The sequence below is a fragment of the Sporosarcina koreensis genome (genome assembly GCF_042655825.1).
Taxonomy (GTDB): Bacteria; Bacillota; Bacilli; order Bacillales_A; family Planococcaceae; genus Sporosarcina; species Sporosarcina koreensis.
The window spans coordinates 202,860-215,982 of sequence record NZ_JBHSNP010000029.1 but is presented as its reverse complement, the minus strand read 5'-3'; the positions used below and the strand labels follow the sequence as shown (position 1 = coordinate 215,982).

14 protein-coding genes are annotated in these 13,123 nt (G+C 48.9%); 13 read left to right on the top strand and 1 reads right to left on the bottom strand.

The features are described 5' to 3' along the window. The first annotated feature begins 58 nt into the window (after positions 1-58). The 3 genes from ACFPTP_RS16830 to ACFPTP_RS16820 all read left to right on the top strand — a co-directional run bounded on the left by ACFPTP_RS16830 (position 59) and on the right by ACFPTP_RS16820 (position 2,634). Positions 59-223: a hypothetical protein gene (locus tag ACFPTP_RS16830; protein WP_381447195.1), complete on the top strand. Its 165-nt coding sequence runs from the start codon at positions 59-61 to the stop codon at positions 221-223. A 57-nt stretch (positions 224-280) separates the two neighbouring features. After that, entirely contained in the window at positions 281-856 is a 576-nt protein-coding gene (gene rpoE / locus ACFPTP_RS16825; RefSeq protein ID WP_381447193.1) for a DNA-directed RNA polymerase subunit delta, read from the top strand. 167 nt (positions 857-1,023) lie between these two features. Further along, a complete protein-coding gene (locus ACFPTP_RS16820; protein ID WP_381447191.1) occupies positions 1,024-2,634 on the top strand; it encodes a CTP synthase in 1,611 nt (536 codons plus the stop codon). Between the two features lie 235 nt (positions 2,635-2,869). Here ACFPTP_RS16820 and ACFPTP_RS16815 read toward each other — a convergent pair whose 3' ends face one another. Beyond that, a complete protein-coding gene (locus tag ACFPTP_RS16815; protein WP_381447189.1) occupies positions 2,870-3,391 on the bottom strand; it encodes a DUF2529 family protein in 522 nt (173 codons plus the stop codon). 171 nt (positions 3,392-3,562) lie between these two features. Here ACFPTP_RS16815 and ACFPTP_RS16810 point away from each other — a divergent pair, with 171 nt between their 5' ends. The 10 genes from ACFPTP_RS16810 to ACFPTP_RS16765 all read left to right on the top strand — a co-directional run bounded on the left by ACFPTP_RS16810 (position 3,563) and on the right by ACFPTP_RS16765 (position 13,121). Further along, the gene (locus tag ACFPTP_RS16810) at positions 3,563-3,928 is read left to right on the top strand and encodes a response regulator (RefSeq protein ID WP_381447187.1); all 366 of its coding nucleotides are present in this window, start codon (positions 3,563-3,565) and stop codon (positions 3,926-3,928) included. Between the two features lie 133 nt (positions 3,929-4,061). Beyond that, positions 4,062-4,919 carry a class II fructose-bisphosphate aldolase gene (locus ACFPTP_RS16805; RefSeq protein ID WP_381447185.1) on the top strand — a complete coding sequence of 286 codons (858 nt, stop codon included), beginning with the start codon at positions 4,062-4,064 and terminating at the stop codon, positions 4,917-4,919. A gap of 91 nt (positions 4,920-5,010) precedes the next feature. After that, entirely contained in the window at positions 5,011-5,658 is a 648-nt protein-coding gene (fsa, locus tag ACFPTP_RS16800) for a fructose-6-phosphate aldolase (RefSeq protein ID WP_381447183.1), read from the top strand. A 20-nt stretch (positions 5,659-5,678) separates the two neighbouring features. Further along, positions 5,679-6,956, top strand: coding sequence for a UDP-N-acetylglucosamine 1-carboxyvinyltransferase (locus ACFPTP_RS16795; RefSeq protein WP_381447181.1), 1,278 nt, complete (start codon positions 5,679-5,681; stop codon positions 6,954-6,956). Positions 6,957-7,057: 101 nt separating this feature from the next. Next, positions 7,058-8,023: a class II fructose-bisphosphatase gene (glpX, locus tag ACFPTP_RS16790; protein ID WP_381447179.1), complete on the top strand. Its 966-nt coding sequence runs from the start codon at positions 7,058-7,060 to the stop codon at positions 8,021-8,023. Positions 8,024-8,161: 138 nt separating this feature from the next. Then, a complete protein-coding gene (rho, locus tag ACFPTP_RS16785; RefSeq protein ID WP_381447177.1) occupies positions 8,162-9,445 on the top strand; it encodes a transcription termination factor Rho in 1,284 nt (427 codons plus the stop codon). Positions 9,446-9,620: 175 nt separating this feature from the next. Beyond that, complete coding sequence (gene rpmE / locus ACFPTP_RS16780; RefSeq protein WP_381447174.1) at positions 9,621-9,836, top strand: 50S ribosomal protein L31; 216 nt, start codon at positions 9,621-9,623, stop codon at positions 9,834-9,836. 267 nt (positions 9,837-10,103) lie between these two features. Further along, on the top strand, positions 10,104-10,706 hold the full coding sequence (locus ACFPTP_RS16775) for a thymidine kinase (RefSeq protein ID WP_381447172.1): 603 nt from the start codon (positions 10,104-10,106) through the stop codon (positions 10,704-10,706). 127 nt (positions 10,707-10,833) lie between these two features. Further along, positions 10,834-11,841, top strand: coding sequence for a VanW family protein (locus ACFPTP_RS16770; RefSeq protein WP_381447170.1), 1,008 nt, complete (start codon positions 10,834-10,836; stop codon positions 11,839-11,841). A 329-nt stretch (positions 11,842-12,170) separates the two neighbouring features. Next, complete coding sequence (locus tag ACFPTP_RS16765) at positions 12,171-13,121, top strand: nuclease-related domain-containing protein (RefSeq protein ID WP_381447168.1); 951 nt, start codon at positions 12,171-12,173, stop codon at positions 13,119-13,121. The last annotated feature ends 2 nt before the right edge of the window (positions 13,122-13,123 follow it).

Below are 13,123 nucleotides of genomic sequence, written 5' to 3'. Positions count from 1 at the left end.
GGATTTTGCCTGTTCTTTCCACGTATAATAAAGACAATAAAGGGAAAGAGGTGAGGGCATGAAACTGTATCATCATGTTTTGATTATCATTGTAATCATTGTCCTCATCTTTTCCTTATACGGTGTAGGTTACGGCGCGGTTCCCTTCCTGCTTGCCGCCCTTTACCTCGGCTGCCTAAGCGTCAAAGAATTCCAACGCTTAAAGAAGAGTAGAAGATGGTAGCATAACAGGCACTTCATTGTATATAATGATAAGTATGCTTTTGCTCAGAGAAAGGACGTGCGTACGTTGAATTTACATGAATTGACGAAAGAAGAACTCCTGGAAGAATCGATGATCGATATTGCATACGCGATATTGACCGAGCGCCGGGAAGCATTGACACTTGAACAATTAATGAATGAAATCCGTGAGTTGACAGGAATGTCGGAGAGTCAAATGAAGGACAGGCTCCTCCAATTCTACACAGATATGAATATCGATGGAAGATTCCTTGCCATCAATAACAACGAATGGGGCTTGCGCGAGTGGTATCCGGTTGATCAGATCGAGGAAGAAACGGCTCCTGTCGTCAAAGTCCGCAAGAAGAAAAAGAAAAAAGCGTATGACGATGACGAAGAAGAGGACGAAGAAGAGGAAGACGTCGACGAGGACGAGTTGTTTGATGAAGAATTCGACGAGCTGGATGACGAAGACGACTTGGATGATGAAGAGGACGAGGAAGAAGAAATCATCGAGATCGAGGAAGATTTGATCGAAGATGAGGAAGGCCTCGAAATCGTTCCAGACGATGAATTGGATATTGACGACGAAGACGAAGAAGATGAGGAAGAAGAGGAAGAAGACCTTCTGTAATACTTTCCACTTGACTTCGGGCGTGTAAGGCTTTAATCTTTTATTTGGGCTCCTTGAAAAAGGACACATGAATCCGTGTATAAGCGCTCCTCTTGTAGATAGACTACAGTGGAGCGCTTTTTGATGTTTTATACGACCGAACCCCTATCACAAAGGAGGAGCTATAGATGACAAAATATATCTTTGTAACCGGTGGAGTTGTCTCGTCTTTAGGAAAGGGTATCAATGCCGCATCCCTCGGAAGACTGTTGAAAGCACGAGGCTTGCAAGTAACCAACCAAAAATTCGACCCTTACATCAACTTGGACCCTCGAATGATGAGCCCATACCAGCACGGGGAAGTTTTCGTCACGGAAGATGGTGCTGAAACCGATCTCGACATCGGACATTACGAGCGGTTCATCGACATCAAATTGAACAAATACTCCAATGTCACAATGGGGAAAGTATACTCCTCCGTCCTGCGCAAAGAGCGCCGCGGAGACTACAAAGGGGCGACCGTCCAAGTCATCCCCCATATTACGAATGAAATCAAAAGCCTCGTTAAACGCGCGGGCCAGGAAACGAACGCAGACGTCGTCATCACTGAAATCGGCGGAAGCGTCGGCGATATCGAGTCGCTTCCATACCTTGAAGCGATCCGCCAAATGAAAACGGATCTCGGCAAAGATGACGTCATGTACATCCACAACACGCTCATCCCGTATTTGCACGCTGCCGGTGAAATGAAAACGAAGCCGACGCAGCATAGCGTCAAGGAATTGCGCGGACTCGGCATCCAGCCGAATATGATCGTTGTACGAAGCGAATATCCGGTCCCTCAGGAAATGAAGGACAAAATCGCCCTCTTCTGCAACATCAAACCTGAAGAAGTGATCGAAGCGCTTGACGCGGAGACGCTATACGAAGTGCCGATCCGTCTTCATGCACAAAACATGGACAAGATCGTCGTCGACTTCCTTGGCCTCGAAACGAAAGAGCCGGATTTGACGGAAATCGAAGAGCTTGTCAACCGCGTCAGAAATCTTTCACGTAAAGTGAAAATCGCCCTCGTCGGAAAATACGTCGAGTTGCAAGATGCTTATATTTCAGCTGTGGAAGCATTCCGTCATGCCGGATACGAATTCGATACGGATATCGAAATCGACTGGATCAATTCCGAAGAAGTGACTTCTGAAAATGTTGCGGAGATCCTGCAGGACGCGGACGGCATTTTCGTTCCGGGCGGCTTCGGCGACCGGGGCATCGACGGCAAAATGGAAGCGATCAGCTATGCACGTGAAAACGGCGTTCCATTCTTCGGCGTCGGACTCGGCATGCAGCTGGCCGCAGTGGAATTCGCACGTGACGTTCTTGGAATAAAAGACGCGCATTCAGCTGAATTCGACGGCGAAACGGAAAATGCCATCATCGAAAACAACCGCGATTTCGAAGACCGCTCCGACATCGAGCAGGCGAGCGGGGATATGAGACTCGGCGCTCACCCGTGCAAACTGAAGGAAGGCACGAAAGCGCAAGAAGCGTATAACGACGAATTGGTGTACGAACGCCATCGCCATCGCTTCGAGTTCAACAACATCTATCGTGAGCAATTTGAAAACGCCGGCATGATCGTGGCAGGCGAAAGCCCGGACGGCCATCTCGTGGAAATCATTGAGTTGGAGGACCATCCGTTCTTCATCGGAACTCAATTCCATCCGGAATTCGCATCACGTCCAACCCGCCCGACACCGCTCATCCGCGAATTCATTCGCGCAGCGCTGGCGCATCAAGGTTGATAGCCAAATAAAAAACAGAAACCATCGATCATTGGATGGTTTCTGTTTTTATTTGGATTGATGAAAGGGGAGCGCTCATAAATCGTGATTGGCGCTCATAACTCACGTTCGCGCGCTCATAAAATAGGTTTCGCGCTCATAAATCCTGCCAAGCGCTCATAAAATCGAAATCGCGCTCATAAATCCCGCCAAGCGCTCATAAATTCAATTTCACGCTCATAAACACGCCCCTCACTCAATCCTCTTCACTCACCATTTCGTCATACGCCATCTTGACCGCCTCATACAAAAAGAGAGCGACCATCAAATGTGGCTGAACGATTCGGCTGCCGATGTCCTCGCCCGGCAAAATCCCTTTCGTGACGCCGGTCGCCATATACGTATACGCCAAATCCGCAAGCTCATTCTCATCCGTCGCCTTCTCGCCCGCAACAACCGCAAACGGGATGAACTGTTCCGCAAGCATCCGTGCCAACTGAAGCGCCCGCGCATCCGTTGCCGAACGGGCGAATAGCCAAACCCGGTCCGCGGAATGGATGTCCATCCCTTCTTCATACCGGACAGCTCCACGGAACGGCTCCGCACCATACATCGCGTTCATTCCGACAGCTTCCATCTCATCGAAACCTGCGAAAAGGACACGTCCTTCCCCAATCGTCGCCTGCGCCAACAATCTCGCCGTCTCCTCGACAGCCTCCTCATTATTCGAGCCGGCACGCTGCAAGAGCCCGCCGATTTGCGTCGTCAATATTTTCATCTTTACCACCTCTTATCCCATTATATTTTCCAGTTGGAATAAAACCAAGCATTCCAGCAACGCTCCGCGAATAAAAAAAGTTGATTTAATAAATGAAAAAAGAAGGATTTTTAGACTATTTGTCAAATTGTATATGTTATTGGGGCACTAAATAAAAAAGGGGTGAGCCTTTTGAAGAGTTTGCTAATCGTCGACGATCAAGCCGGAATACGACTGTTATTGAATGAGGTATTCACAAAAGAGGGGTTTGAAGCGAGGTTGGCCGCAAATGGCGCAGAAGCTCTCCAATCGGTTACAGAGAAAGAACCCGATTGCGTATTACTCGACATGAAAATGCCGGGAATCGATGGAGTGGAAGTACTGAAAAGGCTGAAAAAAGATTGGCCCCATATACCTGTCATCATGATGACGGCTTACGGGGAAGTTGAATTGACAGAAGAGGCAATTGAAAACGGGGCAGAGAGATATTTTACGAAACCATTCAATATTTACGAAGTGCGCGACGCGGTCAAAGAGATTTTGCTTCATCGGGAATAAAATTAGAAAACGATGACGCACTGCGCCCACAACCCAGACAGTAGTAAATACTGTCTGTTTTTGTTATGATAAAAGAGGTAAATATCGATTCAAACAATACATTCATCTCAACGATCCAGAGGAGGATTTTGCAATGGCTCTTGTGTCAATGAAAGAAATGATGATCAAAGGTAAGAATGAAGGATATGCTATCGGCCAGTTCAATTTGAACAACCTTGAATACACGCAGGCGATCCTGCAAGCGGCGCAAGAAGAGAATTCCCCGGTCATTCTCGGTGTTTCTGAAGGGGCAGGCCGCTATATGGGCGGATTCACGACAGTCGTCAACATGGTGAAAGGATTAATGCACGATTACAACATCACTGTACCTGTCGCTATCCATCTGGACCACGGATCCAGTTTCGAAAAATGCAAAGAGGCAATCGACGCAGGCTTCACTTCCGTCATGATCGACGCATCTTCCAAACCTCTTGCAGAAAACATTGAAATCACGAAAAAAGTTGTAGAATATGCCCACGCAAAAGGCGTATCTGTTGAAGCTGAGCTCGGCGTTGTCGGCGGACAGGAAGACGACGTCATCGCTGACGGAGTCATCTACGCAGACCCTGCAGAATGTAAAGAGCTCGTCGACAGCACGGACATCGACTGCTTGGCGCCTGCTCTTGGATCGGTCCACGGACCATACAAAGGCGAACCGAACCTAGGATTCAAAGAAATGGAAGAGATCTCAAGCCAATCAGACCTTCCACTCGTCCTTCATGGCGGAACAGGAATTCCGACGAAAGACATCCAACGCGCCATCTCACTCGGAACAGCGAAAATCAACGTCAACACTGAAAACCAGATCGAAGGCACAAAAGCGGTCCGTGAAACATTGAACGCAGATGCAAACGTCTATGATCCACGTAAATACCTAGCTCCAATGCGCGAAGCCATCAAGAAAACAGTCATCGGAAAAATGCGCGAGTTCGGAAGCTCAGGAAAAGCTTAACTTGTAATAAAATTGGACATATAAATAGGAGAAGCATCAAAACCGGATGCATTCTCCTTCTTTTCCATTCATTGAAGGAGGAACTATTCACATGAAATTTTTCATCGATACGGCAAACTTTGAGGAAATAAAAGAAGCACATAGCTGGGGAATTCTATCCGGCGTTACAACAAACCCATCACTCGTCGCAAAAGAAAACATTTCTTTCCACGACAGACTGCGCGAAATCACAGCTCTCGTCCCTGGATCTGTAAGCGCTGAAGTCATCGCACTCGACGCGGAAGGCATGATCGAAGAAGGACGCGAACTCGCGAAAATCGCGCCGAACATCACCGTCAAACTTCCAATGACACCCGAAGGCCTGAAAGCGTGCTCCGTTTTCGCACAAGAAGGCATCAAAACAAACGTGACCCTCATTTTCAGTGCCAACCAAGCATTGCTTGCAGCGCGCGCTGGAGCCACTTATGTATCCCCATTCCTCGGCAGACTCGATGATATCGGTCAAGAAGGAATCCATCTGATCAGCACGATCGCGGACATCTTCACAATCCACGACATGGATACGCAAATCATCGCAGCATCGATCCGCAGCCCGCAGCATATTACAGACGCGGCACTTGCAGGAGCGCACATCGCGACGACGCCATTCAACGTGCTTAAGCAATTATTCAACCATCCGTTGACCGACAAAGGCATCCAGCAATTCCTCGAAGATTGGGAAGCAAGAAAGAACAAGTGAAACGCCTAAAGGAGACTCAAATGGACGTTTATAAAATCAGAGGCGGCAACCCTCTACGCGGAACGATAAAAGTGAGCGGAGCGAAAAACAGCGCCGTTGCGTTGATCCCGGCTTCCATCCTGGCAGATTCACCCGTTACGATCGAAGGGCTTCCGGAAATTTCGGACGTCCTCACCCTTCAAGCGCTTCTGGAAGACATCGGCGGGAAAGTGGAATTCGATGCGGGCAAAATGACGATCGACCCTTCGGAGATGATCGCGATGCCGCTTCCGAACGGCAACGTGAAAAAGCTGAGGGCGTCGTATTATATGATGGGCGCGATGCTCGGCCGCTTCAAGCATGCGGCAATCGGGCTTCCGGGCGGCTGCCATCTTGGCCCCCGTCCGATCGACCAGCATATTAAAGGCTTCGAAGCTTTGGGCGCAAAAGTGACGAACGAACACGGCGCCATCTATTTGCGCGCAGACGAATTACAGGGCGCCAAAATCTATTTGGACGTCGTCTCGGTCGGCGCGACAATCAACATCATGCTTGCGGCGGTCCGTGCCAAAGGGCGGACAATCATCGAAAACGCTGCGAAAGAACCGGAAATCATCGATGTCGCCACATTGCTTTCGAATATGGGCGCCAACATTAAAGGCGCGGGAACGAACGTCATCCGTATCGAAGGCGTCGAACGGCTGCACGGAACAAAGCATACGATCATTCCGGACCGGATCGAAGCGGGCACATTCATGATCATGGCGGCTGCGGTCGGAGACGGCATTACGATCGACAACGTCATCCCTTTCCACGTCGAAGCGCTGACTGCGAAATTGCGTGAGATGGGCGTGAAAGTGGAAGAAAGGGAAGAGCATATTTTCATTCCGAAATCGAATAATTTGATGGCGGTTGACGTGAAAACGCTCGTCTATCCGGGATTCCCGACCGATCTGCAACAGCCATTCTCCGTGCTGCTGACGCAGGCGAACGGCTCCTCCGTCATTACAGATACGATCTATTCCGCTCGGTTTAAGCAAATCGACGAATTACGGCGGATGAATGCCGACGGAAAAGTGGAAGGGCAATCGGTCATTCTATCGGGACCGACTCCGCTTCAGGCAGCTGCCGTCCGCGCCACAGACCTTCGTGCAGGGGCGGCGCTCATCATTGCGGGACTGCTCGCAGATGGTGAAACGGAAATCCAGGAAATCCAACATATCGAACGGGGCTACAGCTCGATCATCGAGAAGCTTCGCGGTATCGGGGCAGACATCCGGAAAGTGACCGTACCTGAAAAAGCGATCATCAGTGAATAAAAATCTTGTGATATACTAGAAACGAATCTTACACCTAATGAAAAGCGTTTATTTATTTGTCAATGAAAAATGAAATGCGCTAAACGGGAGGAACAATCATAATGGAACGCAGTTTATCGATGGAATTAGTACGTGTAACAGAGGCGGCGGCCGTGGCGGCTTCCCGCTGGATGGGGCGCGGTTTGAAAAACGAAGCGGATGACGCCGCGACGGAAGCGATGCGTACTGTGTTCGACACGATTCCGATGCAAGGCGTCGTCGTCATCGGCGAAGGCGAAATGGACGAAGCACCGATGCTCTATATCGGCGAAGAGCTCGGAACAGGCCAAGGTCCGGAAGTGGACGTCGCAGTAGACCCGCTCGAAGGAACGAACATCGTCGCATCAGGAGGCTGGAACGCGCTTGCGGTCATCGCGATCGCGGATAAAGGGAACCTCCTCAACGCGCCTGACATGTACATGAACAAAATCGCAGTCGGACCAGAAGCGGTCGGCAAAATCGACATCGACGCTTCCGTCACGGATAATCTACATGCCGTCGCCAAAGCGAAAAACAAATCGATCGATGAAGTTGTGGCAATTGTCCTCAACCGTGAACGCCATTCGAAAATCGTCGAAGAAATCAGAGCAGCCGGCGCGCGCATCAAGCTCATCAATGACGGAGACGTGGCGGCAGCCATCAATACGGCATTCGACGACACGGGCGTAGACATCCTGTTCGGCCTCGGCGGAGCTCCTGAAGGCGTCATCGCCGCAGTCGGACTTAAATGCCTCGGCGGGGAAATCCAAGGCAGACTCGTCCCTTCAAATGAAGAAGAGCGCCTTCGCTGCGAGAAAATGGGCATTGACGTCAACAAAGTCCTCTACATGGATGACCTTGTCAAAGGCGACGACGCCATCTTCGCTGCAACCGGAGTGACAGACGGCGAATTGCTGCGCGGCGTCCAATTTAAAGGCGGCTACAGCGAAACCCACTCACTCGTCATGCGCTCCAAATCCGGAACAATCCGTTTCGTAGAAGGACGCCACAGCATGAAGAAAAAACCTAATTTAGTCATGCAAGACTAACATGTAAATGAATTGAAACATAGCAAGCCTCAACGCCCGGCAAACCGCCGGGCATCCTTCTATTGTCCGATTCACCTACCCGAATGACAACAAACCCTAACATACGAAAAACAAATAAAGAGTGGAGCAAACGATACTATGTCAATTCTAACAATCGCCAGCTTGGAAAATATGACCCTGAAAGAGTTATATGAGCTTGCAAGGGAATACAAAATCTCCTATTACAGCAAACTAACGAAAAAAGAACTGATCTTCGCCATCCTGAAAACGAGAGCCGAACAGGAAGGGTTCTTCTTCATGGAAGGCGTGCTCGAAATCATCCAATCAGAAGGATACGGGTTCCTCCGTCCGATCAACTACTCGCCAAGCTCTGAAGACATCTACATTTCCGCTTCCCAAATCAGACGATTCGATCTGCGGAACGGGGACAAGGTGACAGGAAAAGTGCGTCCGCCGAAAGAGAACGAACGCTATTACGGCTTGCTGCAAGTGGAGGCTGTCAACGGGGAAGACCCGGAAGTCGCAAGGGAACGCGTCCACTTCCCGGCACTGACGCCGCTGTATCCGGACCGTCATATCAAACTCGAAACGACGCCACAAAAACTGTCGACCCGCATCATGGACCTCGTGTCGCCGGTCGGATTCGGTCAGCGTGGACTTATCGTCGCCCCTCCGAAAGCAGGGAAGACGATGCTGTTGAAGGAAATCGCCAACGCCATTACGACGAATCATCCCCAAGCGGAACTGATCGTCCTCCTCATCGACGAACGTCCTGAGGAAGTGACGGACATCGAACGTTCCGTCAATGCCGACGTCGTCAGCTCGACATTCGACGAAGTGCCTGAAAACCATGTGAAAGTCGCTGAACTTGTCCTTGAGCGTGCCATGCGTCTCGTCGAACATAAACGCGACGTCGTCATTCTTATGGACTCCATCACGAGGCTCGCGCGTGCATATAACCTTGTCATTCCGCCAAGCGGCCGTACGCTTTCAGGCGGTATCGACCCGGCTGCATTCCACCGTCCGAAGCGCTTCTTCGGTGCGGCGCGTAACCTCGAGGAAGGCGGCAGCTTGACGATTCTCGCAACTGCTTTGATCGACACGGGCTCGCGTATGGATGAAGTCATTTACGAGGAATTCAAAGGGACAGGCAATATGGAGCTGCATCTCGACCGCAGCCTCGCAGAACGCCGCATTTTCCCGGCACTCGACATCCGCCGCTCCGGCACGCGGAAAGAGGAATTGCTCATCCCGTCCGAACAGCTCGAAAAACTTTGGGCGATCCGGAAGACATTCTCCGACGCACCCGATTTCGCAGAACGCTTCCTGAAAAAACTGCGTCAGTCGAAATCGAACGAGGAATTCTTCGACAAGCTCAATGAGGAAATGAAAGCTCATCGCAATGGCAAAGGGCTGCTTTGATACGGAATAAAATACTTGTCAATGCCCGTCCGATTTGTTATAATTCTTGAGTATGGTTTATGACCATCTGCTGCATATGCGGTTGACATATTCGGACCGTGTAAGGCATCAGTCTTATGTAATACCTACAATAATACTCTGTTCCAGATGGTTCAGGGCGAGAGGAGAGAGACCGATGAGAGCAGGAATTCATCCAAACTACAAAGTTGCGACTGTTACTTGTTCATGTGGAAACACATTCGAAACAGGTTCTGTAAAAGAGGACATTCGTATTGAAGTTTGTTCAGAATGCCACCCATTCTACACTGGACGCCAAAAATTTGCTGCAGCGGACGGACGTATCGACCGCTTCAACAAGAAATACGGCTTCAAAGAAGAAGGACAAGAATAAGAACCTTCCAACCCGCCAACTTGTTTGGCGGGTTTTCAATTTGGGAATAACACGAATAGACTTCCTTTTGAATTACCCTCTTGATTTGTCAAAACCCATTTGGCGCAAGAAGAATTTTTCCTTCAATGACGCCTCTCGCGGCCCCTCTATAACATATTCTAACATGAAATAAAAGACGTCCTTTCCACAGGTTTTTGATGTATGATAGACATTCCGACAATTAACAAAACAACTTTACATAGAGCAACGATTGAAAGGGGAACCAACATGTACGTAACAATGCAAGGCGGCTGGGTAGAAGTGATCTGCGGCAGCATGTTTTCAGGAAAATCCGAGGAATTGATCCGACGAGTGCGCCGTGCGCAATTTGCCAAACAGAAAATCGCGGTGTTCAAACCCGAAATCGATGATCGCTACAGCGAGGAAGCGGTCGTCAGCCATAACGGAACGACCGTCATCGCGACGCCTGTTGCCGAATCGACGCAAATCGAACAATTCATCAAAGATGATTACGATGTCATCGCCATCGACGAAGCCCAATTTTTTGATGAAGGCATCGTCGACGTCGTCATGGAATTGGCTGATCGCGGATTCCGTGTCATCGTCGCAGGACTCGACCAGGATTTCCGCGGCGAACCATTCGGGCCGATGCCACAGCTCATGGCTGTCGCTGAAAACGTCACGAAGCTACAAGCCGTCTGCACCGTCTGCGGATCACCTGCGAGCCGCACGCAACGGCTCATCAACGGAAAGCCCGCCGGCTACGACGATCCAATCATCCTCGTCGGCGCATCCGAAGCATACGAAGCCAGATGCCGCATGCACCACGAAGTCCCAAACGGCGTAACCGCTCACTTGGCGGTTAAATAAAATCGATATGACAGCATGGACAAGTTCCCGTGCTGTCTTTTTTTGGCTCGAGAAACACCAACACAAAATTCAAATGCGTTGAATACTATGGCTATGGTAAACCCTAAAATAAGACGGGAGGTGGAAAGTGTTGAAAAAATGGATTTTTGCCCTCATTCTTTTCTGTTCAATCGGACTGCTTGGCTGCGGAAAACAGTCGTCCATCGACATCGACACGACGCAACTAACGGAGCCGCTGGAACAACCGGCCGCCAATGCTGAAGCTCAAGTTGAGACTGAACCGGAACCGGAAAAGGAGCCCGAACCCGAACCTGAGCCTGCAGTGATTACCATCATCGACCCGACGTCCGACAAAATCATCCATACATTATCCCCGAATGATTTCGGTTATGACACGGACATCGTGGCATACGTTGCGAAAATAGAACAGTTTGCGAAAGAGTTGGCACGCGGGACCGCCGGAAAACCCGGTTATGATCAACGTATGATACTCGACAAATTGGATGAACATGGCCAAGTCATCAAAGGAAGCCCTTTGATTCTGTTGCGCGAAAGTATATTAGTCGAGCGGATTTTGGAAGCATCCGCTGAAGGAGGCACGATCGAACTCCCAATTGAAGTATTCGAAAGCGGCTACAATCCTGAAGATGCCCCTCATCTGGGAGAAGTTACAATCGCAACGTATACGACTTACTTCAAGCCATCAGACACGAACCGGAATAAAAACATCGAACTTTCCGCGAAAGCGATCAACAATACGATCGTCGGCAGCGGAGACCAATTCTCCTTCAACACCGTCGTCGGACCACGTGATGAAGCGAGCGGCTACCAGCCGGCACCGGAAATCATCAACAAAAAACTTGTCATGGGAATAGGCGGAGGGGTTTGCCAAACATCCTCCACTGTATTCAACGCTGTCGATCAGCTTCCAGTGAAATACATCGAATGGCATCATCATTCAATTGACATCGGCTACGTCCCGAAAGGAAGGGACGCAACCGTCTCCTACGGCGGGCTCGATTTCAGATTTCAGAACACCGCAGACGCCCCGTTCTTGATCAAAACCATCTATGGGGATGGCTATCTGACGATTGAAATCAGGACGGCGGAGAAATATGTGGAGATTTTCAAGTGAATCGGCATGCTGCGCCAAGCCGCTACACGCCAAAGCGGGCTGCTAAGCGTCCAAAGTGGAACGCTACACGTCCAAAGCAGGTGGTCGCGCGTCCAAAGCGGGCTGCCACGCGTCCAAATTATGCCGTCGCACGTCCAAAGCAATTCGTTTCTTATCCATGGCGGACCTTTCGACGGTCAAAGAATGTGGCTCTGCGTCTAAAGCCAACTTGAAAAAAATATTTTAAACCCGCTTTAGGCACCAAAAATCAAATACAACTCCGGATATTGAGGCAGATTTAAATTTCCCCTAATTGGAGATTATTTACGGACTGATACAATGCTTCTGAGGTGATAAAAATACTAATCAAAAAACGAAGCGAACCATTATCTTTGCTAGGATTGCAGTCATTAATTAACCGGCTGCCTGACAACCACCAGAAGTATACGATAATCGAGGAAGACCTCAGAAGAAGAAAGGCCGGATTCGGAGGCGAATTAAATTTCGACAAGCATATTAACGAATTCCGGCCATCCTATCCATTCGGATTACTCCATGATATTTGTTTACAATACAATGGAGTTTACTTTCAAATGGATTCCGTGCTAATCCTACCAGACAAAGTTATCATTTTTGAGATAAAAAACCTTGGTGGAAAACTCACCGTCAAAGCAAATCCAACGCAATTCATTCAAGAAATCAAGGGAGAGAGAAAAATCATTCAAAGTCCAATAACGGAGCTGGAGCGAAAAATAATATTCATGGAGAGATGGTTAAGAGGGAGAGGAATCGATATTCAAGTTAAGGGGATGATCGGACTTGCCTACACCAACGAATTATTCATCGAAGCAGAGGCGAATGCTGAAATTCTATTCACACATGAAATTCCAATCCGATTGTATAACCTGATCATCGACCAAGAAATCTTAAGTAGAAATAGAATCCGTGAAATGGCCAATATTATGGTGGATTCACACCAAGAATACAATCCATTCCCTTTGACAAAGACGCTGAACATAGCGAAGGAAGATATAATACCAGGAGTTATCTGTCCAAAGTGCAATCGCAAAGGAATGAAGTGGCACTTGAAGAAATGGCATTGTTCAGGCTGTTTCCATAGTGATGTAGATTGTCATCTGCCTCTTCTCAACGATTGGTTCTATTTAATGGACAGCAGTATAACCAATCGCCAATTCCGTTCATTTTCGGGCATTGATTATCAGCCTATTGCTAAAAGACTATTGAAAAATTCAGGCCTCGTCTTGAAAGGAAATCGCAGGAGTGCATTTTATATAAGATGATT